This window comes from Streptomyces sp. 1222.5 (assembly GCF_900105245.1).
Taxonomy (GTDB): domain Bacteria; phylum Actinomycetota; class Actinomycetes; order Streptomycetales; family Streptomycetaceae; genus Streptomyces; species Streptomyces albidocamelliae.
The window spans coordinates 8404396-8425618 of the sequence record NZ_FNSZ01000001.1; the positions used below are offsets into that span (position 1 = coordinate 8404396).

Sequence of the window (21223 nt, forward strand, 5' to 3'; positions counted from 1 at the left end):
AGATCCTTCGGAAGCTATTCGGGGGACTGGGGCCGGTCGGCCTTTCGTGTCTTCAGTTCAGCCCACCCGGCCGCCCCCGTACGTCCCCCGACCGGCCCACCCACCGGCTGACCCGCCCCTCCACCACCCGACCACTGCTACGGGAGTGCGTCGAGAGTGCCGCGGTCTTCCTCGGCGGGGCCTTGCGCGCTCCGCTCGCTGGACTCCGAAGAGCTGTTCACGAAAGCCCTGACCAACGAGGGATGAGCCTCCGTACGCGACGGCACTCCACCACAGCGGCTTCCCTGTCCTCGAGCAAGGCACGTGCCCCGTCGACGTGCTCGCCCCGCGCGCCGGTGCCGCGTCTCGTGGAGGTCGACGCGGGTGTTGGCAGCGATGTGACGGGGCATTGCGTTGTCTGTCGAGCGAGTGGGCCTGGTGCGCTGGGAGACGGCGAGGACGCCGAGCGGCAGCAGGGCGGTGGCGGCGAGGACGAGGCCGGCCAGGGACGGGCCTCGCAGACCCCCGCCCCCGCGGTCACACGGCCAGCTGACCAGACCGGCCACGCCGACAGCCCTCATCGGAGCATCCAGCATGAGGGCTTCGCCGCTTCCCCGGCCCTGACCAGCAGCCCTCGCAGCACCACCTGGCCTTCGTCGACCATGACGGCTGCCCGGAACCCGTCCCACTTCGGCCTACCCCCCTACCCCGGCAGCAGAGCCGGGTCGGACACAGGGGCGGCGAGCATCAGTTCCGGCAGCGCCCGCGTCACAGCCCCATGCCTTCCACCGAGCCCGCCCGTCGACAAAGCGAGCGTACGCACCCGACTGTCGTCCCGACCATGGCAGGTCAGCGCACTGCAACGTCTCGCCGGGGGCTGTGTGTTGAGCTCCTGGCGCACGTCCAGGTGGCAGTGCAGCCGGACGCCGGGCTGTCCCGGCTCTCGTCTCGTACGGTCTGATGTCGCGGTCGCCCACCGTCCGCAACAGATCTCACCGAACCCGGCGGTGCCGCCGGTACTGCCGAAAGATCGCAACCAATACCGGGAATCAGGCCGCTACGAGCTCCTGCTCGCGGGCCGGCGTTTTTACCTTGGGCTCCTTGTTCGGCAGCGAGAGCCGGAAGACCTTGCGCCACGCGGAGAACACCTGCTTGGGCAGCGGCCCGGTGACGTACTCCAGCTCGTACTTCTCGAACAACGCGCGCACCTTCACCGCGACTTCGGCGTACCGGTTGCTCGGCAGGTCCGGGAACAGGTGGTGCTCGATCTGGTGCGACAGGTTGCCGGTCATGAAGTGCATGGCCTTGCTGCCACTGATATTCGCCGAGCCCATCATCTGGCGCAGGTACCACTGGCCGCGCGTCTCGCCCTGGATCGACCGGCGCTCGAAGACCTGTACGCCCTCGGGGAAGTGCCCGCACATGATTACCGAGTGGGACCAGATGTTGCGGACCAGGTTCGCGGTGAACGTGGCGGCGAGCGTGGTCAGGAACGACGGGCCCGACAGCAGCGGGTGGACCACGTAGTCCTTGAGCACCTGCTTGCGGATCTTGCGGCCCACGTCCTTGGCCCGCGCGCGGAACTCCGGGTTCTTGCGGCGGCGCTTGTGCAGGTTCTTGCCGAGCTCCAGGTCGTACGCTGCGATGCCGTACTCGAAGAAGCAGGCGTTGATGAAGTTCCACAGCGGCTGGCCGAGGTGGAACGGGTGCCACTTCTGGTCCTCGTCGACGCGCATGATGCCGTAGCCGAGGTCGTTGTCCTTGCCGATCACGTTGGTGTACGTGTGGTGCAGCTCGTTGTGCGAGTGCTTCCACTGCTCGGACGGCGAGACGTGATCCCACTCCCAGGTGGTGGAGTGGATCTTCGGGTCCCGCATCCAGTCCCACTGGCCGTGCAGGACGTTGTGGCCGATCTCCATGTTGTCCATGATCTTCGCCACGGACAGACCGGCGGTGCCGATCAGCCACGCGGGCGGGAAGATCGAGAACAGCAGCACGCCCCTGCTGACCAGCTCGAGCTTGCGCTGCGCCGCGATGACCTTACGGATGTAGGCGGCGTCCTTCTCGCCGCGGCTGGCGATCACCTCGTCGCGGATCGCGTCCAAGTCACGGCCAAGCTCCTCGATCTGCTCCGCGGTCAGGTGGGCGGTGGGGTCGATGGCGGTCAAGGTGCTCCTACCGTTCGATGTCGCAGGGGCCCGCCGCGGCGGACACGCAGGTCTGGATGAGGACGCCCGGCTCGGCCTCGGTGATCTCGCCGGTGCGCAGGTCGCGGACGGCGCCCGCCTTGAGCGGCGTGACGCAGCCGAAGCAGATGCCCATGCGGCACCCGGAGGGCATGAGCACGCCGGCCTCCTCGCCGACGTCCAGCAACGGCGTGGCGCCGTCCGCGTCGACGGTCTTGCCGGTGGCGCTGAACGTGACCTCGCCGCCGGCGCCGGCGACGACGACGCTGGGGCGGAAGCGTTCGGTGTGCAGGCGCTCTCGTACGCCGTGCTCGCTCCAGTGCCCTTCGGCGGCGTCGAGCAGGCCCGCGGGCCCGCAAGCCCAGGTCTCGCGCTCGGCCCAGTCGGGCACGAGTTCGTCGAGACGGGCGATGTCGAGCATGCCGTCTGTGTCGGTGTGCACCTCGGTGAGCTGCAGCTTCTTGTCCGCGACCAGGTCGTGCAGTTCGTTGCGGAAGATTACGTCTTGCGGCTGCGGCGCGCAGTGAACCATGACGACGTCGTTCAACTCGGTGTCGCGCAGCATGCCCATCACGGGCGTGATGCCGCTGCCGGCCGTCAGGTAGAGCACCTTGGCGGGCTTGGCCTGCGGCAGCACGAAGTCACCGGTCGCCTGAGTGAGCTGGATCAGCGTGCCCGGCTGCGCCCTGCGGACCAGGTGGTTGCTGACCTTGCCGTCCGGGATCGCCTTCACGGTGATCGTGACGCGGCCGTCCTGACGGTTTGTCGGCGAGGTGATGGAGTAGGCACGCCACAGGCGTACCCCGTCGACGTCGACGCCGATCCGCACGTACTGACCGGCCGTGTGGCCGCTCCAGCCCCGTCCTGGCCTGATCACGATGGTTGCGGCGGCACCCGTCTCGGGGTGCACGGCCTCAATGCGCCCACGCAGGTCAGCGCCCGCACGCAGCGGGCTGACCAGGTCGAGGTAGTCCGACGGCAGCAGCGGTGTCGTGACCATCTCCAGCAGTTTCCACGCCCTACTGCGGAGGGCTGCACTCGTCATGACTCCAGCTTGCTGCGCCTCACGGCGTAAAGTCCTGACCGCAGGACGTAAAGCTAGTCAGCCGAATTGTTCGCAGGGAACAAAAACGTGAGCCATGCAATCCAGAGGGCCAGCGAACTGGCCCTGGATGAGACGACGGTCACCGCACTGCGGGCCGCGCTGAAGAGCACCGCGGACGAGGTCGTCCAGGCGATCATCGACGAGGTCCCTCCCTACGCCAACGCCCTGTCGGGCCACATGGGCGCCACCATCCGCCGAGCGGTCCGCACCGCCCTGGGGCACTACCTGGACCTCGCGAGCGGGAACGCCACAGGCGGCGACGCCGGTGACGCGGCCTACGAGTTGGGCCGCGGCGAGGTACGCGACGGCCGTTCGATGGACGCCCTGCTCAGCGCCTACCGCGTCGGCGCCCGCGTGGCCTGGCGATGCCTGGCAGCGGGTGCCGTACCCGCGGGCCTGCCCGCCGCCGAGGTCGCCAAGTTCGCCGAGCTGACCTTCGCCTACATCGACGAACTCTCCGCCGCGAGCGCCGCGGGCCACGCCGACGAACTGGCCGCCCGGGGCCGGGCCCACGAGCGCCACCTGGAACACCTGGCCCGCGACCTCCTCGCCGGCGCGAGCCCGGACATGCTGCTGGCCTCTGCTCAACGGGCCGGGTGGCAGCCTCCCGTTTCGCTGACCGCGGTCCTGCTGCCCGCCGCCCAGGCCCGGCCTGCCTACCGCGCGCTCGACCCAGGCACCCTCGTCCTCGACGATCTGCCGGACGCCACCGGTGTGCTGCTCGTCCCCGATGCCGACCGATCACATCTCTTGCGGCAGCTGACCGACCGCACCGCCGTGGTCGGCCCGGCCCGGCCATGGACTCGTGCGTCCGCCTCCTACGCACGAGCCGTACGCGCGCGCTCCCTCTCCTCCGATATTCGCGACACCGAGGACCACCTGCCCGAGCTGGTGCTGAGCGCCGACGTGGACGCGTTCGCAGACCTGCGTGCCCGGGCCCTCGCACCGTTGCGGACCTTGCCTGTCGCGACCGCACGGCGGCTGGAGGAGACGTTGCGGGCGTGGCTGCTGCACCAGGGCAGGCGGGATGAGGTGGCGGCGACGTTGTACGTCCATCCCCAGACCGTCCGGTACCGGATGTCGCAGCTGCGGGAGCTGTTTCCGGATCTCGCGTCGCCGCACCGGGTCCTCGAACTGACGCTGGCGGTCGGTCTTGGGGTCAGCTGACGCGTTCTTCGACCGTCCAGGACCCGCATCCGCGAGCGGTCCAGGAATCGGCCTCGTCCCCGGTGCCCCCACGCCGTTACTACCTTTAGCTGCCCCACACGGAGACGCTGCTCCGGCACGCAATGAAACCCCGCACACCGCACACCAGAGTTACTCCACGCGCACCGTCTGGAGCAGACCACCTCACCCTTTGCCAGGCTCGCGCCGAAGGTGCCCAAGTCGTTGACCTGGGTGTCCACATCGCGGGTTCGGGCGACGACGCCCCCGTTGTCCGGGAGCGCGGCGTGTGCGTCGCGGGCCCGGGTGTTGTCGCGTGCGTGGAGCGCCACCGTGTGGCCCTGCCGCAAGAGCAGTTGGGCGGCCATCAGGCCGAGGCCGTCGTGAGTATTTCTGAAGGGTTTGGACCCCGGCCAGTCGCTGGTTCGGGTCGCTGGCCCGATGGCTGGTGGTGACCTTGAGGGGTACGGCGAGCGGCGGGAGGAGGCGATGGAGACCTGTCGCGCACCGGCGCCAAGGCCTCGCCCACCAGCCTTTCGTTCGCTTCCCCGTACCCCTCCGCGGTGTCGAAGAGCGTCACACCGCGCTCGGCGGCCGCCCGGATCAGCTGATGGCCTCACCCGTGTCCGCGGCCGGGCCGTAGCCGAAGGTCATTCCCATGCAGCTGAGCCCGATCGACGACACTTCGAGCCCGCTGTTTCCCAGTTCACGCTTCTTCATTTCGTTCTCCTTTCAAGTGGCCACGAGCGAGGACAACGCCCTGGCGGGTGTGGGTCCTGATGGTCGGTCCGCGTGGTCGCACGGGGTGTTGCTCCAGACGGGTCGGCGCGGGGTCAGCTCGAGTCGGCGCCCTCGGCGATGTTCTTCAGCTGGGTGATCGCGGACATCGCATTGGGCCAGCCGGCGTAGAACGCGATGTGGGTGATGGCCTCGACCAGCTCGTCCATCGTCACCCCGTTCTCCAGCGCCTTCGGCAGGTGGAAGGCAAGCTGGTCGGCCCGGTAGAGGGCGACCAGGGCGGCAACGGTGATCAGGCTGCGATCCCGCTGGGACAGGCCCTCGCTCGCCCACACCTCGCCGAACAGGACGTCGTCGGTGAGCCGGACCAGTTCGGGCGCGAAGTCGCCGAGCGGCTTTGTGCGAGGTCTCCTCGTCCACCGCAGGCAGGGACACCTGAGGCACGGCGTTCCGGGTGGCGCGTATCGCGGCGAGGACGAGCAGGGGAATCAGGCCCAGGTCGGCCATGACCGCGCCGACCACCTCCGGTCCGGTCACGCCCAGGAAGGTGTCCAAGGTCCTGCCCGCCAGCCAGGAGACGAGGGCGATCCCCATGTTGAAGGCCGACACCGTCAAGGCAGCGGCGAGGGCGGGCGAGGAGTGTCCGAAGCGCAGGGCCAGCGGGGTGGCGATCGATGTGATGCCCAGGCCCGTCACGCCCAGGAACACCACCAGGACGAAGGTCGCCGCAGGGCCGGTGGACAGCGGGACCAGCAGGAGCAGCACCAGCACCGAGGCGACGGAGGTGGTGATGAACGGGGCCAGCGGCTTACGGTCGCCGAGGCGGCCGGTGATGTTCGTGCCCAGCAGAGCACCGACGCCGAAGCCGACCAGGACGAGCGGTACGGCTCCTTCGGAGATCCCGGTCCGCTCGGTGAGCAGCGGAGAGATGTAGCTGGACGCGGCCATGAAGCCACCCGTGACGAGCTCGGTGGCGGCAAGGATCAGCCACATACGGCCATGGCGCAGTACGGCGAGCTGGGAGCGGACGGAGGGGGTCACCTCGGCGCGTTCCGCGGCGGGGATGAACCGGCCGACGACCAGCGCAGCCACGCCCGCGAGGGCGGCCAACGCCCAGAACGTGCCGCGCCAGCCGATCGCCTGACCGACCCAGGAGCCCAGCGGCACACCGGCCACGACGGCCAGGCTCATGCCGCTCATCATCACGCCCATGGCGCGGGAGGCGGCGGCCGGTCCCGCGGCGGAGGTGGCCACGACCGAGCCGACGGAGATGAAGGTACCGGTGGCCAGCGCGATGATCACACGGGCCGCGAGCACGATGGTGAAGGAGGAGCTGAGAGCGGCGATCACGTGGCCGACGGCGAACACGGCAAGCGCCAGGACCAGGGTGAAGAGCCTGGGCAGGCGCAGCGTGGCGATCGAGATCGTGGGCGCGCCCACGATCATGCCGACCGTACCGAGAGCCAGCAGCGGGACGACGAACGGCAGCCTGGCGGGCTTTTCTCGGTGAGAAGACATGCGGAGGTAGAGCGGCGAAACGCCGGTGGTTGACAGCCTGGCTCAGATGGCGGCGACCGTGAACGGCTGCGCCCGGGCGTTCATCACGCTGGTGGATGATCAGCGTTCCTTCTGGAAGTCCTGCATCGGCGTCGATGCCGCAGGTGCCGGTCAGTGGCGGAACCCGGTGTCGGAGAGCTTCTGCTACTTCCTCGTCGGCCTGGCGGGGGAGCGGTTCACGGTCGAGGACGCGGCCGACGATCCCCGCGCGCGGGATCACCCGTCGGTCGGCCCGACGAAGATCGGCACGTGGGCGCGTGTGCGTCATCGACGAGAACCACGCCGGGGCCGCTTGGGCGGTACCGGGCTGGTGGCTGTGTCAGGCGGCGAGGGCTTCTCGGAGGCTGGGGCAGCAGTCGATGACCGTGTCGACGCCGACGATCTGCAGGGTGCGCAGCACGGACTGCGTCACGCCGGCCAGGCGCAGCCAGCCCAACGGGGTGAGGTCGCGGTGGGCGGCGAGGAGGACGTTGATGCCGCTGGAGTCCATGAAGGGCACGTGCTGCATGTCGATGACCACGCGGGGTCGCTCGCCGAGCCCGGCGAGATCGAGGGCCTGGATGAGGGGGCCGGCGCTGGCGTGGTCGATCTCGCCGGTCACGACTACCACGGTGACGCCATCGGCGGCGGTGGAGGTCACCTTCAGCGGTTGGGGCTGGTATGGGTGCTCGGTCTCCACGACAACTTCCTCAGCATCCTCGACGACCACTACGAGCTGGCATTTTGCCCGAAGCGATGCCCGGCATCGTACGAGGAGACGCTGATGTGTGGCATAGGCAACAGTCCACGAACACGGTTGCATGGACGAGCCGATCGCGGGTATCTGCGTCTGGATATATGCGGTAGCAGAGGCGGCACGGATGGAACGAGTCTGGCCGGGCGAGGACAGCACGACGCCCTTTTCATATGACGCTCCTTTGAGTGCCACGCTGGCTCTGGACGGCCACGGTTCCTGCATCGCCGAGGCCCGCCACATGGCCGCCGGCTTCTTGATCCGGATGCGTGCCGAGCACGACGTCGCCGTCTCGCAGCGGGCGGTGGAAGTGACGCAGCTGGTGGTGAGCGAGCTGGTCACCAATGCGCAGAAGTACGCCGCCGGACCGATTCTGCTGGACCTGCGGATCGCCGGTGATCTGGTGGAGGTACAGGTGTGGGACTCCGACCCGGTCCTGCCAGTGGCGCGGGCGGCTGATGCAGGGCGTGTCGGGCAGCACGGCCTGGAGATCGTCATGGCCCTCTGCCAGGGCTTCGAAGCCATGCGGGAGCCGGTCGGCAAACGCCTCACCGCTCGCCTGGCTCTGACAGAAGACCCGCTCGGCAGCCGATAAGCAGCCGATAAGCAGCCGTCTCGGGCGACCTGACGGTGCTGCGATCGAATCTTCGGGCGAGACACTGCTCATGGTCACCCGCTAGCGCTCTGATCAGGTGAGCGGCGATGATCAAACGCTCCGCCTGATGCAGGGACTGCGCTCCGAACTGCTGGCTGCAGAGACCCGTACCGCCCTCGACGATGTCCCCACCGCGTGGCCAGAGACGACCGGGCATGTGGCCCCGTTGGCGGCGCTCTTCGTAGCCTCTTGCCGTCGTGGCCGTGCGAGGGCTTGGGCGTGCGGCCGGATGCTGGCTGGTGAGACGCTGGGTCCATGGTCGAGCGTGCCGTACGCGTGGAGGTCCCTCGCGGCTCCGGAGGGCGTCGGGTGTGCCTTGGTGACGAGGTTCTGGGCACGGCGCACTCGCTGCACGAGCTGACTCTTCTCCTGCGGCAGGCCGGTCTGGGCGGGGATGAGGTGGACGTCGCCGAGTCGGACCTCATCGAGTGGCACGGCGGAGGTCCTGAGGTGTGGCCGCACCAGGGCGGTGGGCCGGAGTGCTGGACCGTGCCGGGTGAGCTGCCTTCCCTGCTGCGGTACACGAGACGAGCCTGACCGCGACGACATCCTGATGTTCCGCAGCCCGCGGCGGCTGACCCGTCCAGCGAGCGCTGCTGTGAAGGTGGGCACCGCCTGCGCCCGCTGCGCATCGGACGCCGGACTGATCGTGGGGGCCGGGCTGCTTACCTGGCACCGTTCGAGGGGTATGCGCAGTTCATGAGGTTGCTGACGGGCCTGCAGAGAGCTGACCGGAGTCTGACCCGGCAGGCGGCTTCCCGTGTCCCGCGCGGGTTCGGCAAGGCTCTGTCGGCGGTGGAGGAGGCAGCGGAGGGCACGAAGCTGTGGTGGGCGGCTGCCGCCGCCATGGCCTGGCTGGGCGGGCGGCCAGGCTGCAGGGCTGCAGCGACCGGGCTGGGGGCGTTGGCAGTCGCGCAGTTGGCGGCGAACGGTGTGTGCAAGCAGCTCGCCGATCGCCCCAGGCCACCGGTGGAGTGGATTCCGCACGGCGAGGTTGCCGACCGCCCCGACTCTTCCTCGTTCCCTTCCGGCCATTCCGCGGCCGCGGTCGCCTTCACCGCCGCCGTCACCCCTGCCTGGCCGGCCGCGGGCGCCCTGTGTGCGGTGCCGGCCGCCATGGTGGCCCTCGAACGCGTGCAGTCGGGCGCCCACTACCCCAGCGACGTCGTTGCCGGCGCCGCCATCGGTCTGGCCAGCGCCTGGCTCACACGTCGCGCCTCAGCTGTCTGTCTGCGCCGCCGGTCATAGCCCGGGCCGACGCGAGCCCAACGCAGGCTAACGGCTCGCGCCCACTCGTCCAACGGCCGACTGATCGGCCGACGCTGGCCGTTTGCTACAAGTCAAAAGGGTTATTCGGGATGTGCGCTTCGGCCCGCAGGCGTCCGCCTCGCGGGTCCGACAACGGCTGTCGGCCCTCAATCCGGCAGACCGGACGGCGCCCGTGCGGCGAGCCCCAACCACCAGCACTGGTTCAGGCCCCGGCGAGCCGGCACTCCAGGCCCGGCCTCCGTGGTGCAGGAGGGATTCCGCATGCCGGCCAGTCCTTCGATGAGCCCCTTCGTTGCGCCCACCGCGCGCACAGCTCCCAGGCGGCACGGCCACGAAGACGCCCCCGACACCGCTGCCCTCTTCGCACGGCTGGCAGAACTCGGCGACGGACCCGAACGCGACGCCGTGCGGGAGGAGCTGGTGACCGCGTGGCTGCCCATGGCCCACCGCATCGCGAGCCGTTTCCGTGACCGCGGCGAGTCCGCCGAGGATCTGCGCCAGGTCGCCGCGATCGGCCTGATCAAGGCCGTCAACCGTTTCGACCCCTCACGGGGGGCCTTCGAAAGCTACGCCGTGCCCACCATCACCGGCGAGGTCAAACGGCACTTCCGTGACTGCCTGTGGGCCGTGCGGGTGCCCCGCCGGGTGCAGGACCTGCGCAACAAGGTGCGTCTTGCCCGCTTCGAGCTCCTGTGCGCACCCGGCGGCCGCGAGCCCACCGTTGCCGAACTGGCCGCCTACACCCGTCTGAGCACAGAAGAGGTGGCCACCGGCCTGGAGGCACTCGACAGCTTCAGCACCATCTCCCTGGACAGGGAACTGTCCCCGGCCGACGACAGCCCAAGCTTTGGCGACGCACTTGCCGCAGAAGACACGTCCTACGACCTCGTCATCGACCGCGAGAGCGCCAAGGACGCACTGCGCCGATTGCCCGAGCGCGAACGGGCCATCCTCTACATGCGCTTCTTCGAGGACATGACACAAACCCGCATAGCCGAACAGCTCGGCATCTCCCAGATGCACGTCTCCCGCATCATCAACCGCTGCTGCGCGCGCATCCGTGACGAGGCGCTGAACGACCCCCACGGCGACCCCGTCGTGCAATGACACCGAAATCGTGCCACCGCCGCGGCACGGTGGCACTCTGCGAGGGCTGCGGTGGTTGATCAGTGGATGAGCGGGGCGGTGGAGCGGGCGTGGTCCCACATGCCGTGGAGTTGCTGGAGAGGAGGCATCCGGTGAGAGCGGGCACCGCCCATTGCACGCAGGCGAGGTGGCGCTGGGCTTTGTGGCGCTGGGGTGCTGGGCCGCCATCTCGAGGTCGTGGGGGTCGACGGAGGTGGCGAGGTCGATCTTCTTGCCGAGGATGCGTGCGTAGGCGGTGGCGGCCAGCGCCGCGGCGGTGACGACCGTCTTCGCCGCGGAGGAGGCGGCCACGCCTTTCTGCTTGGCGAGGCGGTGGGCGTTGACGGCGAGCAGGCCGCCGCCGTACAGGTGGGCGCCGATCGCGGCGGCACTGACCGGCATCCACTTGGTCCACCCGGCCGACGCGATGCGCGCTGCGGGGAAGTCCCCTCGAGACCATCGAACCCGTGAAGGTCCGGCAGCACCTCAGTGGGAGGAACGCTTCGATGGGCGCGCAAAGCTGCGCGGGCCAGGATGAGCGTGGGACGACCTGGTTCCGCACCTACTACGAGGCCGATGACGAGGGCTGGGCCACGCGTCACGTCGAGGTCCGGGGAACAGACGCGCGGCCGGTGACGGCGGCCTCCCTGGAAGAGGTGCTGCACTTGCGCAACTTGGAAACTCGCAGGTCAGCGACTCAGCGCACCTTCGGTGCGCGCCGGGGGCGTGGTAAAACCCGTGGCGCGCTGGAGGTGCTTCTGTCTGCCCTGACGGCCATCTGCACGGGTGCATCCTGTCGTCACCGTTCCGTCACAAGTAGTCCCCGCACGGAACCCTGCCGCTCTCCCGCCCTGTCTGCACTCACGTACCACGACCACGCGTACCGCGGGGCAACGACCGACGACCGAAACCCGCGGACGAGACGACTCAGGGGGACCACAGCATGCGGCACAGCAACGGCATTCGCAGGGCGGCTCTGGCGACGACGGCGGTCACGGCCGTCGCGGCGGCGGTGACCGGCATCCTGCCCGGCACCGCCATGGCGGCGAGCACCACCACCTCCACCCCACCGCCCGCCTGCCCGGCCTCCGCCCTCCAAGTCAGCGCCTGGCAGGCCGCCCACCGGCCCGTCGGGACCGGGACCGGGGCGGCGGTCGTGCAGTTCACCAACGTCTCCCGGAGGACGTGCGTCCTGAAGGGCCATCCGACGGTCGCGGGCGCCGGCAACGGCTCCCCCGCCCACAACACCCCGCTCAAGGTCACCCCCACCGGCAGGGCGGCCACCGTGACGGTCCGGCCGCACGGCAAGGCGTGGGCGAAACTGACCTTCGTCCAGGTCCAAGGGGAGGCCGACGGCTACTGCGTGTCGGGCAAGGACCCGGTGACGTATCCGACGATGGTCATCGGGCTGCCGCACTCCGGGAAGCACCAGGTCGCCCTGAACGACGGGGTGTGGGCCGAGTGCGACAACAAGGTGACCGTCACCCCGGTCTCGGCGGTCAAGCCTTCCTGACCCCACGGTCCCCATAAAACGAGCAACCTGCACGACGATCGCAACGCTCTGACCTGCTGTTATTTACGCGACGGGCGATTACGGTGATCATGCCGATCCGCCGGCGACGGACCGCAATGAACAGCAGTACGGCGATCTCGCCGACGCCCCCTTGGACGGCTGGCAGATGCAGCCCAGGCGGCAGAGATCTCCGCGGAAGAGTTCGAGCAGCTGTGGGCTGACACACGGCGAGTCCTGGGCGGACCTGCCCGACCTGACGCGCTGAGGCCCGCCGGAGGTTCCGTCGCCTCGCACGACGCCGGCCCGGCGTCGTGCGAGGCAGAGCAGTGCATGGGTGTGGTGGCTCGCGACTACGGGATCCCTGGCCCGGGCCGGTGGGGATGCCGCTCAGCGCCCGGCTGGATCGGGGCCGCGGGAGGAACCGGCGCCGGGAGCCCGGCGGAGCGTCGCTCCGCCCGGCGGGCGACGCCCTCGTGCAGGCGGGCCGCCATCGCGTGGATGTCCGCCTCCCGGCCCTCGAACGGCGACGCCGTCTCCGCACGGCGTGGGCCCTGCCCGGGCAGCAGGTCACCGAGGTCGCGCTGTAGCGGGCCCGGTAGGAGACGCCGACGTCCCGCTGGTAGGCCGGTTTTGATCGCGGCGTCCAGCGGCGGGCCGAAGACGGCGCGGTGCGTGCGCCACGGCTGCTGCGCCTGGCGCCAGGACATGCCCGCCAGATGGACGTCGATGCCGGGGGAGTCGACGAAGGACACCCACGATGCCTTGACGTCGTGCAGCGGCAGATCCGCGCCCTCGGAAACGCGTACCTGGAACGTCAGGTGAGTCTCGGGCGGCCGCGCGCCGGTCTGGGCGCGTTCGAGCGCGGCCCGCCGGCCCACGGGAGTCCCCCCGTCCACCTCGATGGGCGGCGTGTCGAAGAGACGGTCGTGGGCGAGTTCCTCGAACGCCGCTCGTTCGGTGCTGCTCCAGGCGGAGTCGTGCGGCAGGTTGCCGTAGCCGACGTGGTCCAGTAGCAGCTCGGCGCCGTCGCGGCGGCTGTCGTGGACGATGCGGTGCAGCCCGGGCGGGAGCACGAGCCGCAGGGTGCCGTGCATATCGTCCCGCCGTACGTCCGGTCCCTTAATGTCCGGCTCACGGAAGGCGGGGGCGTAGCGGCGGGCCTCGGCCTCCAGCGCCTCGACGTAGCGGTAGACGTGCTCGCGGTGGCCGTGCCCTGGTAGCGGTTCTGGTAGGTGTTGCGCGCCCGCTGCCCGGCGACCTCGAAGTAGGCGGCCCATTCGGCCGGGGCCTGTTGTGCACGGTGCGCTCGGGCGCCGGCTCGTCATAGCGGTCCCACCACAGCGTGCCCTGCGGGGACCGACCGCCGTGGTTGCTCCACGCCGTGGGGTAGGCCGCATACAGCGCGTCCATCATCACCGACGCGAGCCCCTGCCGCCGAAAGCCGGGCTCGACCTCCAGATCGGCGACGCCGACCGCCTGCTGATCGGGGTGCACGAACACATCGAGGTGCCCTGCGTGAACGCCGCCGACCAGGGCGAGGATGCGGCGGCCCGACCAGGCGCCGCCGTCGTCAGCGGACTCATGGGCCATCAGAGGTCGCTTCTCGTTGACCTAGGACGAGCCCGTTCAGAGGTCACAGTTCGTGCGGCAGACCCCACCGCCGGACTCGGCGGTCGCCCGCCGGCTAGCCGCGTGAAGAACGCTTCAGGCCAATCCAGGTGTGAGGCGACCGCAGCTACTGATCGGTAACAAGATTGGCAAAGAAGTTTGTCCTTGTGGTCTTTAATCGGCGAAGACGTCACGATCGAACCTCAGATCAGGCTCAGCAAACAGTGTTCTCATATCGGACACACGGGTTCCATATTCGGACACGCGGGGTGGTTACTGGAGTTGTATGTTCCGATTGTGCCGGTGAGCTGGGCTTTCTGCCATGGTTCGATGTGCGGCGACGCGAGCAATGACCATGACTCGCCTGCCATTGGGGGAACCAATGTCTTCAGTCGCACAACGGCGCGGTACCACCGTTGCCGTTCAGGTGCTGAGTACGATCGTGCTCACCGCCGGTCTGGCAACTGCCCCGCAGACCCTGACCCCGGGTCATGCGGCTTCCGCAGCCGACGCCACCTCTCCGTGCCCACTTATGTGCTCGAGCCCTCCGGCAGCGGCACGGACGCCAGCAAGCGGGTCCTGCACAAGTACATGGAATGGGGCCCCAGGAGCGCGGACACCGACCTCCTGGACACGCAGTACACGGCATCCCTGCCGGCGACGAGCAAGGTGTTCACCGGCGGCGGCAACGGCATTGTCTACGAAGCCACCAGTGGTGGGCAGGTGAGGACTTATAAGGACAACACCGCCACCGGCGGCTCCCTGCTCACCCCGGTAAAGACTTACAGCCTCAACTGGTCGGCGGCCAAGCGGATCCTGACCAACGGCACCCGCATCCTGGTGATCGGCTCCGACGGCACCATGGATGTCTACAACCAGTCGAGCCCGGCGACCGGTGACGGGACGCTCACCAAGATCATGGATGACGTGAAGACGTCCGTCACCACCTCGCTCGCGGCCGCCGACGATGTGTGGATGGTCAACTCGGCCGTTCAGTGGCTCACGGGCGGCAAGGTCCAGCAGAGCATCATCAGCAACCTGCCTCCTGGCATCGGAAGCATCACCCCGCCAGGTATCCGACTGGAGACGCCCACCACTATGGCCACTGGCGTGGACGCGGCGCAGGCCTGGGCGCCGGGTCCGAACTCCCTGAGCACACAGGCGGTCACCGACGACCCCGACACCACCGGCCAGGTCCGGTCCTACACCACCGGCCCGCTCACCACCGCGGACGACGACGTCCGCTCCGGCATCGTCGGCGACATCATGGCCGACGCCGGCCCCTGCCTCACCGACCGGATCCGGAGACAGTGCCGTACTTCGGTACGGCACCGGCCGACGACACCGATGTGCCTACAGCACAGCAGCCCGGCGAGGACTCCTCGCCGGCCGCACCGTCCAACACCGTCAGCGGTAAATTCACCCTGGGCAACGGGCAGCCCGTGCAGGGCCTGACCGTCACGGTCACCGCGGCCGACGCCACTCCAGGCAGCGACAGCAGCGCCGGCGTCAACGAACCACTCCTGGGCACCGCGACCACCGCTGCGGACGGAACGTGGAGGTTGGACCTGCCTGCCAAGCTCCCCGCCGGCGTTCAGCAGGCCACCAACGACAACGGAGGTGCCCTCAACCTCAACGCCACCACCGCCGCCACCACGACCTCCGGTGTGCCGGTACTCGGCGTCGACGCTCTCACGGCCGTGCCCGTGCCCTCCCAAGGTGCCTCCCTCACCGTCGGGACCGCCGCCAACGCCAAGGCCGCCGAGGCGACCGACGACGACCACACGGTCCCGCTGGTCCCCGACACGGTGGACGACGCCGCCGCCAAGGACCCCTCCGCCTAGCAGGAGCAGCAGTCGCTGGCGGCGAAGGCGGAAGCCGAACCCCAAGCAGTCGGCGAGGAGACGCCCCTGTGGCAGAGCGACCACAGCGTCCTGCCCGCCGACTACAACCCCTACGCCGTGGGCGGCAAGGACGTCAGCGCCGAGGCGGTGACGCCGCGGGCCGGCGATTGCCAGACGGTGACCTACGAGCAGTGGCGCAAGATCAGGTACACCGTGGTCGGCGAGGCACACGCGAACTGGGACGCCAAGGCCTCGTTCCAGTACGACTCCTCCATGAACAGCTCCGTCGAACTGGCCATCAACAGCAACGGCAGCTGGAAGGCCGGCGCGAGCCGCAACTTGTCGAACGAGTTCGGACTGTCGACCGGTTACACGAACAAGGGCTCCTATTACGCCCACCAGTACAAGGTGCCGATCGAGTACCGCAAGTACAAGAAGCAGTACATCTGCACCATGGGTGTGAAGAGCACCTGGTACACGGTGGAGCCCAAGCGCTACAAACTGCCTGCAGGCGGGTCGGTCGGCAAGATCGGCAAGGACGTCTCCGCCAAGGACAGCTCCCGCAACTACAACCGCGCCCTCAAGAGGAATTGGGGCAAGGTCGAACGCGGCACCTTCTTCGAACTGACCCGCAAGAAGAGCACCAAGTTCGGCAACGCCGTCAGCCTCGTCGGCATCGGCCTGAGCGCGACCACCAGCTACGACAACAGCCACAAGCAGAAGATCACGGCAGGCACGCGCAGGAACGCCACGCACCTGATCTGGGGCAAGAACGGGCCGCTTGATGAGAACCCTGGCGTCTTCTATTCGAACTAGCCGTACGCGCATCGCCGCCTTGGGTGCGGCCGTCCTGCTTGTCCTGGCGGCTGGCTGCACACTCATCGGTAGCGGCGCGGGCGGCGCCACCGGCCCCGTCCGGGAGGGGAACGCCCTTGACGGAGGCATGCAGTCCGCTGGCAACGTGGGTTACGAACACGCGCAGATCGCTCACGAGTACTGGGCAGGGTTGCCGCTTCCGTGGGACACATCCAGCAGCGACATCCGACTCACCGCCGCCGAGTTCACGCACGTCCCCAAGAGGCTGCAGGTCGTGGAGTACCGCGCTTTCGACGCCGGCGAGACGGACGGCAACGTCATCTTCGCCAGCACGGACGCCGACGAGAGCAGCATGGGCGATCTGTTCAAGATGCGGAATTATGCCGGCCATGCCGTGACGGTGAAATCGGCTCCATCCTGCAACTCTGGAGGGAAGCCACCCGGCATCAACTCGTACTCATGCGCCCGGCTCCTGTCTGTGGAGCCGCCAGCGCCTCGGAAGGGGTGGAAACTCCGAGACGACCGGAGACGCGGCGCCATGACGACGCTTCATCTCATCACCAAGCAGCTCGAGCAGCTGCTCACCCCGGACCACATCGCGGAGGCGGTCGCCAGTGCGGCCTACACGCTTTGGGAACGGGGTTTAGTGGGTGCGAAGCGGTAGGCCGTCGAAGTCTGAGGTTCCGCCCGGGGAAGTCCTCCAGGAGGGCCGGAGGCCTTCCCGACCGGATGCGCACCGAGCGCCACGTGCCTGCCCTGCAGCGGGCTGGGGAGCGGACCACGGATCAGTGGGTTTCGGGACAACCCGGCTCCTCTAGAGGCTTGGTACCGCGACTACGCACCCAGATCGTGTCCGGAGCATTACGTTGACGGACACACGTTCGCAAAGGCGTGCGACTACGAGTACGGGGGCCGGATGAAGGCATCGGGAGGAGACGGCGTGACGGGGACGGGGGCGCAGAGCGATGCGCGGAGGAGCGAGGACGGCGACAGCCCAAGGGGGTGGCGTTTCCGGCTGGCGTCGCGGAGGCGCCGGGGTCTCCAAGGCGAGGCGACGGAGGCCGGCCTCGGTCGTGTGCGACGGGTGCACCGCTCGCGACTGCCGCTGTGGACACGTCCGTTCTCACCGGTACTGACAACTGCGGTGGGCGGCGTCTGCCTGGCCCTCCTGCTGATACGCCAGCCTGTCGCGGCTGTCTGCGTCGCCTTGCTCATACCGGCGGGGCTGTTCCTCTACGCCACAGCCACGCCGTCCCGGCTCCGCGGGGGCCGGCAGTGGATCGCGGTGTGCGACGGCGGACTGGTGATCGCTCACGAGTACCGGCCGGCACATGCCGTCACCTGGGCGCAGGTGGGGGAGTGGCGGACAGCGGTTGCCAGACCGGGAGTTGAGAGCCCGGACATGCTGATGGTCGAGGGCGAGGGCGAGGGCGAGGGCGAGGGAGAAGAGACGGAGATTCCGGTAGGTGCGGTCGGCCGGCGCGGCGATCTCGTCCACGCCCTGGTCACCCGTGCTCCGGCGCCTCCCAACCACAGGCGGGGCATCAGCATCGTTGCGGCTACGGCCGTATGGGTCGGTCTGCTGGGCTGGCTGGCGCACTGGCAGTACGATCCCCGCCACGAGGAGGCGCTGCCCGGCATCGACCGTCTGGGCGCGGCCTGCGGCAACCCGGGCGTCGCCTACGACGCCGCAGCCGCCTACGACAGTACGCGGCCACGGCCACTGGTCATCTATCAGAAGGCTACCGAGGACTACTACCACCACACGCTCGCGGAACCCGCGGCCGCGTCGTCGGCCATCAACCCCGCGGCGGCCGACAAGGTGCAACTGATCGCCTGCGTACGGCTCGGAGACGATCCCGTCGGTGACCCCACGAAAACCGAGTGCAAGTACGTCTTCAGCAACGGCATGGGCGCCGCACCCCTCTTCGGCCAGCAGCAGCCGGACAGGGTCGTCGCCCTGCGGATCGGCCACTATGTCGTGGACGTCTACGAGCTGCGCACCCACCGCAAGGTCGCCTCACGCCGCCTCGACGGCGACGAGAAAACCTGCCCGGGGTCCATCACGGCCACTCAGACGGACATCTTCAGCCGGATCAGCGACGCAGCCTTCCATCACCTTCTCGACCCCATGACGCGTTGACGGTCCGGCGCCGTTCTCGCACTGCTCGGCGACTCGGTCCCGGGCGTCGGCGTAACAGTTATCCGACAGGCCCGGCTCGGGCATCGGATCGCGCATCGCCATCACTGCGAGCGCGGCGATGGCCGGGCAACTCGACGTCGCGGTCGGCAACATCCTCGGCGGTATCGCCATCCAGACCGTCGTCCTGGCCGTGCTGGATGCGGCCGGAGTCCGCCCGCGCGCTCGTATCAGACCGACTCCGACGGGCTCCACTGGGCTGTCGGGCAGGTCAGCTCCTCCGGTAACTGCACGATCCGTGTTGTGCCCATACCTACTGGCCCCCTGGGCGAGAGCCCACAGGCGGTCCATCAGCGTTTTGCGCAGTTCGGGCTTGGAGGCGAGGTCTTCAGTGAGGGCTTCCCCATGGTGGCTTTCACCGTGCCAGCAGACGCGGACTTCGCCGGCATCAAGGCTCTTTTGCCACGGGGGCAGACGGAGGAGTGGTGGCACTACGAAGTCGGCTGCGGCACCAGCGAATGGTGGAGCGCCTGATTTCTGCGGGAGCCTGCCGCCCTGCGCTTCGAGCCCTGCCTCCCACTCGAAAGGGGAGTGTGAGGTTGCGGGGCTCTAGCGGCGGCGGGCCGGCACAACCCCGCCCCCGCATCCTAAGGACGTTGGCTGGCCGGCCGCGCGCAGATCCTCACAACGCCTGCCGTGCCGAGTCCAAATCATGGCCGGCGCGCACCTTATAGCTGCCTCTTGTTCACCTTGGCCTGCTGGGGTCGGCCTGTCGGGCGGATTCCCGTGCGTCGTCCATGGCTTTGGCGACGTCCTCGTCCCGGCCCCGCCGCCGGTAGATCGCTGCGCTGCTCACGCCGATGGCGGCGGCGGCCGCGATGACGGTGGTGCCCGCTCAGTTCCTCGAGGAAGCGGGCCACGCGCTGGGGAGTGAGCCGGATGACCCTGCTGGCCCCTCCTGGGGGTTAGGCGGCGCTGACCGCGTCGCATGCGGCGGCGAACGTCGGATCGTCTCGCCGCCATGCCCCCGCACCGGTGATACCGAGGATCAGCTCTGCCCGGCCGGGGGAGAGGCCGAGGGCCAGGAGGCGGAGGTAGTCGGCCCGCAGGGTGCGGCCGCGTTCCTCGAGGACGTCGGGATCCCGGCCGGCCAGAGCGATCGCCAGTCGCGTGTCGGTACGTGCCCTGGCCCACACAGCGCGCAGTTCGATGCCGAGTTCCGTGGCCGCAACATCCAGGTCCCGGCCGTGCCGCAGAGCGGTGATGAGTCGGTTGGCCTGGCGGCCGGTGAGCGGGACGGGGTCGGTCATGCCCGCACCCTACGGGCGCGACGTGCCGGTTCTAGAACAAGGTGTCAGTGTCCTCGGAGTCCTCGGTGGGTGGCGGAGCCGGCGTGCGGGGGCGGCGGGGCCGCGGCGGCTTCGGGTCCTTCCCGAACAGTGCTTGGGTCCCGCACTCGTCGGGCACGGCGGGCACCGGTCGGCACACGGCCGCGTCGACCAGGTCGAGCGGGGCGCAGTCGTCGAAGTCGGCGCGCTGCATACGGGTCCAGTCGCGGCCCTGAGGTGTGGCGCTCACTCGCGGCCTCCTGTCTGCGCTCGGGGCCGGGGCGCGGGCGGCGCACCCGGCGGCACATGGATGTCCGGTGCCGTGCGGCGCTCGCGTCGCTGCTGTCGGCCAGTACGAACGAGCCCGGACGCCTCATCGCGCGTCCGGCTCACTCGGCGGGGCGATCCCCCTCTTGACGATCTTGCCGGTCGGCCCCTTGGGCAGTGTGTCCACGATCCATATCTTTCGCGGATACTTGTAGGCGGCGACCTGGCGCTTGAGGTACTCGCGCAGTTCCTCAGCCGTCGCTTGCGCGTCCGGCTTGAGAACGACCGCCGCCCCGACCTCCTCACCGAGATCGGCGTCGGGGAGGCCGATGACCGCGGCTTCGGCGACGGCAGGATGTTCGTACAGAACATCCTCGACTTCGCGGGGGTACACGTTGTACCCGCCCCGAATGATCACGTCCTTCGTCCGTCCAACGATCCAGAAGTATCCGTCCTGGTCGATCCATCCGACGTCGCCGGTGTGCAACCAGCCGTCCCGGATCGTGCCGGCGGTCTCTTTCGGGCGCTGCCAGTACCGCTTCATCACGTTGTGCCCGCGGATCACGATCTCGCCGGTCTTTCCGTGCGCCACGTTCCTTCTGTCGTCATCGACCACCCGCATCTCGACGCCCGGGATCGGGGTCCCGACCGAACCCGGCCTGGGGCCGGCCTGCAGGGTGTTGAACGAGGCGACGGGTGAGGTCTCCGACAGTCCATACCCTTCGAGCACGACACAGTCGAACGCGGTTTCGAAGTCGTGCAGGACGTGGAGCGGCATCGCCGCGCCACCGGCGAGAGCCACGCGCATCCGGGAGAAGTCGTGGGCGTCCCGGCCGGGCTGCCGCACCAGCCGGCCGTACACCGTCGGCACTCCGGCGAAGACCGTCACCGCGTGCTCGTCGAGGATTTCCAGTGCCTGGCCGGCGTCGAAGCGGGGCAGCAGAGTGAGGCAAGCGCCGGAGGTGACGGTGGCGTTGAGGGTGCATGTCTGCCCGAAGGCGTGGAACAGGGGCAGCCCACCAAAAATCACGTCATCGGCGGTGAGTTGGAACAGTTCGGTGGCCACGATGCGGCAGTTGCGGATGAGGTTGGCGTGGGTCAGTTCAGCGCCCTTCGGCTGACCGGTCGTACCCGAGGTGTAGAGAATCACGGCCGTGTCGTCCTCGTGCCGGTCGGTCAGGTCGCGCACGATGTTC

21 protein-coding genes and 3 pseudogenes are annotated in these 21223 nt (G+C 69.0%); 12 read left to right on the plus strand and 12 right to left on the minus strand.

Going from position 1 to position 21223, the window contains the following annotated elements; translation table 11 throughout:
• Window positions 1-682: 682 nt before the first annotated feature.
• The 3 genes from BLW57_RS42715 to BLW57_RS38210 are packed head-to-tail and all read right to left on the minus strand — an operon-like array spanning window position 683 to window position 3210.
• Window positions 683-1015 carry a DUF6207 family protein gene (locus BLW57_RS42715; RefSeq protein ID WP_101376922.1) on the minus strand — a complete coding sequence of 111 codons (333 nt, stop codon included), beginning with the start codon at window positions 1013-1015 and terminating at the stop codon, window positions 683-685.
• Between the two features lie 13 nt (window positions 1016-1028).
• Entirely contained in the window at window positions 1029-2147 is a 1119-nt protein-coding gene (locus tag BLW57_RS38205) for a fatty acid desaturase family protein (RefSeq protein ID WP_093480232.1), read from the minus strand.
• Window positions 2148-2154: 7 nt separating this feature from the next.
• A complete protein-coding gene (locus tag BLW57_RS38210; protein ID WP_093480233.1) occupies window positions 2155-3210 on the minus strand; it encodes a ferredoxin reductase in 1056 nt (351 codons plus the stop codon).
• An 87-nt stretch (window positions 3211-3297) separates the two neighbouring features.
• On the opposite strand from BLW57_RS38210, the gene BLW57_RS38215 reads away from it, so the two are divergent.
• Window positions 3298-4437: a PucR family transcriptional regulator gene (locus BLW57_RS38215; protein WP_093480234.1), complete on the plus strand. Its 1140-nt coding sequence runs from the start codon at window positions 3298-3300 to the stop codon at window positions 4435-4437.
• 364 nt (window positions 4438-4801) lie between these two features.
• On the opposite strand, the gene BLW57_RS42720 is transcribed toward BLW57_RS38215, so the two are convergent.
• The 4 genes and pseudogenes from BLW57_RS42720 to BLW57_RS38240 form a co-directional block, all read right to left on the minus strand.
• Window positions 4802-5014 carry a hypothetical protein gene (locus BLW57_RS42720; RefSeq protein WP_256339736.1) on the minus strand — a complete coding sequence of 71 codons (213 nt, stop codon included), beginning with the start codon at window positions 5012-5014 and terminating at the stop codon, window positions 4802-4804.
• 253 nt (window positions 5015-5267) lie between these two features.
• Entirely contained in the window at window positions 5268-5597 is a 330-nt protein-coding gene (locus tag BLW57_RS38230) for a carboxymuconolactone decarboxylase family protein (protein ID WP_093480235.1), read from the minus strand.
• A 79-nt stretch (window positions 5598-5676) separates the two neighbouring features.
• Window positions 5677-6690 (minus strand): annotated as a pseudogene (locus BLW57_RS42725) (MFS transporter); the annotation flags it as partial.
• Window positions 6691-7048: 358 nt separating this feature from the next.
• A complete protein-coding gene (locus BLW57_RS38240) occupies window positions 7049-7408 on the minus strand; it encodes an STAS domain-containing protein (protein WP_256339737.1) in 360 nt (119 codons plus the stop codon).
• Between the two features lie 181 nt (window positions 7409-7589).
• Between BLW57_RS38240 and BLW57_RS38245 the strand changes: the two genes are divergently transcribed.
• The 5 genes from BLW57_RS38245 (at window position 7590) to BLW57_RS38275 (ending at window position 12024) form a co-directional block, all read left to right on the plus strand.
• Complete coding sequence (locus BLW57_RS38245; RefSeq protein WP_093481130.1) at window positions 7590-8057, plus strand: ATP-binding protein; 468 nt, start codon at window positions 7590-7592, stop codon at window positions 8055-8057.
• A 315-nt stretch (window positions 8058-8372) separates the two neighbouring features.
• Complete coding sequence (locus BLW57_RS38250; RefSeq protein ID WP_256339738.1) at window positions 8373-8654, plus strand: hypothetical protein; 282 nt, start codon at window positions 8373-8375, stop codon at window positions 8652-8654.
• 162 nt (window positions 8655-8816) lie between these two features.
• The gene (locus BLW57_RS38255; RefSeq protein ID WP_093480237.1) at window positions 8817-9365 is read left to right on the plus strand and encodes a phosphatase PAP2 family protein; all 549 of its coding nucleotides are present in this window, start codon (window positions 8817-8819) and stop codon (window positions 9363-9365) included.
• Between the two features lie 300 nt (window positions 9366-9665).
• Window positions 9666-10493, plus strand: a complete 828-nt coding sequence (locus BLW57_RS38260) for a SigB/SigF/SigG family RNA polymerase sigma factor (protein ID WP_256339739.1) — start codon at window positions 9666-9668, stop codon at window positions 10491-10493.
• 961 nt (window positions 10494-11454) lie between these two features.
• A complete protein-coding gene (locus tag BLW57_RS38275) occupies window positions 11455-12024 on the plus strand; it encodes a DUF4232 domain-containing protein (RefSeq protein ID WP_093480240.1) in 570 nt (189 codons plus the stop codon).
• A gap of 350 nt (window positions 12025-12374) precedes the next feature.
• Here the strand turns inward: BLW57_RS38275 and BLW57_RS38280 are convergent, their stop codons facing one another.
• Together BLW57_RS38280 and BLW57_RS43200 are read right to left on the minus strand one after the other, a co-directional pair.
• On the minus strand, window positions 12375-13301 hold the full coding sequence (locus BLW57_RS38280) for a hypothetical protein (protein ID WP_143051642.1): 927 nt from the start codon (window positions 13299-13301) through the stop codon (window positions 12375-12377).
• A gap of 127 nt (window positions 13302-13428) precedes the next feature.
• Window positions 13429-13614 (minus strand): annotated as a pseudogene (locus BLW57_RS43200) (GNAT family N-acetyltransferase); the annotation flags it as partial.
• A 540-nt stretch (window positions 13615-14154) separates the two neighbouring features.
• Between BLW57_RS43200 and BLW57_RS38285 the strand changes: the two are divergent.
• The 6 genes and pseudogenes from BLW57_RS38285 to BLW57_RS42730 form a co-directional block, all read left to right on the plus strand.
• Window positions 14155-15087 carry a hypothetical protein gene (locus tag BLW57_RS38285; RefSeq protein ID WP_143051643.1) on the plus strand — a complete coding sequence of 311 codons (933 nt, stop codon included), beginning with the start codon at window positions 14155-14157 and terminating at the stop codon, window positions 15085-15087.
• The gene (locus BLW57_RS38290) at window positions 15075-15476 is read left to right on the plus strand and encodes a hypothetical protein (protein ID WP_093480243.1); all 402 of its coding nucleotides are present in this window, start codon (window positions 15075-15077) and stop codon (window positions 15474-15476) included. The genes BLW57_RS38285 and BLW57_RS38290 overlap by 13 nt, the downstream gene beginning before the upstream one ends.
• Window positions 15477-15593: 117 nt before the next feature.
• Complete coding sequence (locus tag BLW57_RS38295) at window positions 15594-16292, plus strand: hypothetical protein (RefSeq protein WP_093480244.1); 699 nt, start codon at window positions 15594-15596, stop codon at window positions 16290-16292.
• Between the two features lie 19 nt (window positions 16293-16311).
• A complete protein-coding gene (locus BLW57_RS38300; protein WP_143051644.1) occupies window positions 16312-16956 on the plus strand; it encodes a hypothetical protein in 645 nt (214 codons plus the stop codon).
• A 480-nt stretch (window positions 16957-17436) separates the two neighbouring features.
• A complete protein-coding gene (locus tag BLW57_RS38305; RefSeq protein ID WP_093480246.1) occupies window positions 17437-18435 on the plus strand; it encodes a hypothetical protein in 999 nt (332 codons plus the stop codon).
• 225 nt (window positions 18436-18660) lie between these two features.
• A pseudogene (locus tag BLW57_RS42730) lies at window positions 18661-18966 on the plus strand (DUF4265 domain-containing protein); the annotation flags it as partial.
• A gap of 431 nt (window positions 18967-19397) precedes the next feature.
• Here BLW57_RS42730 and BLW57_RS38315 read toward each other — a convergent pair.
• From BLW57_RS38315 to BLW57_RS41690, 3 genes are all read right to left on the minus strand, one after another.
• Window positions 19398-19742 (minus strand): hypothetical protein, encoded by a 345-nt coding sequence (locus tag BLW57_RS38315; protein WP_093480247.1) that lies wholly within the window; start codon window positions 19740-19742, stop codon window positions 19398-19400.
• 31 nt (window positions 19743-19773) lie between these two features.
• Window positions 19774-20010, minus strand: a complete 237-nt coding sequence (locus tag BLW57_RS38320; RefSeq protein WP_143051645.1) for a hypothetical protein — start codon at window positions 20008-20010, stop codon at window positions 19774-19776.
• Window positions 20011-20133: 123 nt separating this feature from the next.
• Entirely contained in the window at window positions 20134-21216 is a 1083-nt protein-coding gene (locus BLW57_RS41690) for an AMP-binding protein (protein WP_256339740.1), read from the minus strand.
• Window positions 21217-21223: the final 7 nt, after the last annotated feature.

Coding starts and splice junctions, on each gene's coding strand:
- BLW57_RS38255 (WP_093480237.1), top strand. CDS start 8,817: ATGAGGTTGCTGACGGGCCTGCAGAGAGCTGACCGGAGTCTGACCCGG.
- BLW57_RS38315 (WP_093480247.1), bottom strand. CDS start 19,742: ATGACCGACCCCGTCCCGCTCACCGGCCGCCAGGCCAACCGACTCATC.
- BLW57_RS38250 (WP_256339738.1), top strand. CDS start 8,373: ATGGTCGAGCGTGCCGTACGCGTGGAGGTCCCTCGCGGCTCCGGAGGG.
- BLW57_RS38275 (WP_093480240.1), top strand. CDS start 11,455: ATGCGGCACAGCAACGGCATTCGCAGGGCGGCTCTGGCGACGACGGCG.
- BLW57_RS38245 (WP_093481130.1), top strand. CDS start 7,590: ATGGAACGAGTCTGGCCGGGCGAGGACAGCACGACGCCCTTTTCATAT.
- BLW57_RS38210 (WP_093480233.1), bottom strand. CDS start 3,210: ATGACGAGTGCAGCCCTCCGCAGTAGGGCGTGGAAACTGCTGGAGATG.
- BLW57_RS38260 (WP_256339739.1), top strand. CDS start 9,666: ATGAGCCCCTTCGTTGCGCCCACCGCGCGCACAGCTCCCAGGCGGCAC.
- BLW57_RS38280 (WP_143051642.1), bottom strand. CDS start 13,301: ATGGGCCGCCTACTTCGAGGTCGCCGGGCAGCGGGCGCGCAACACCTA.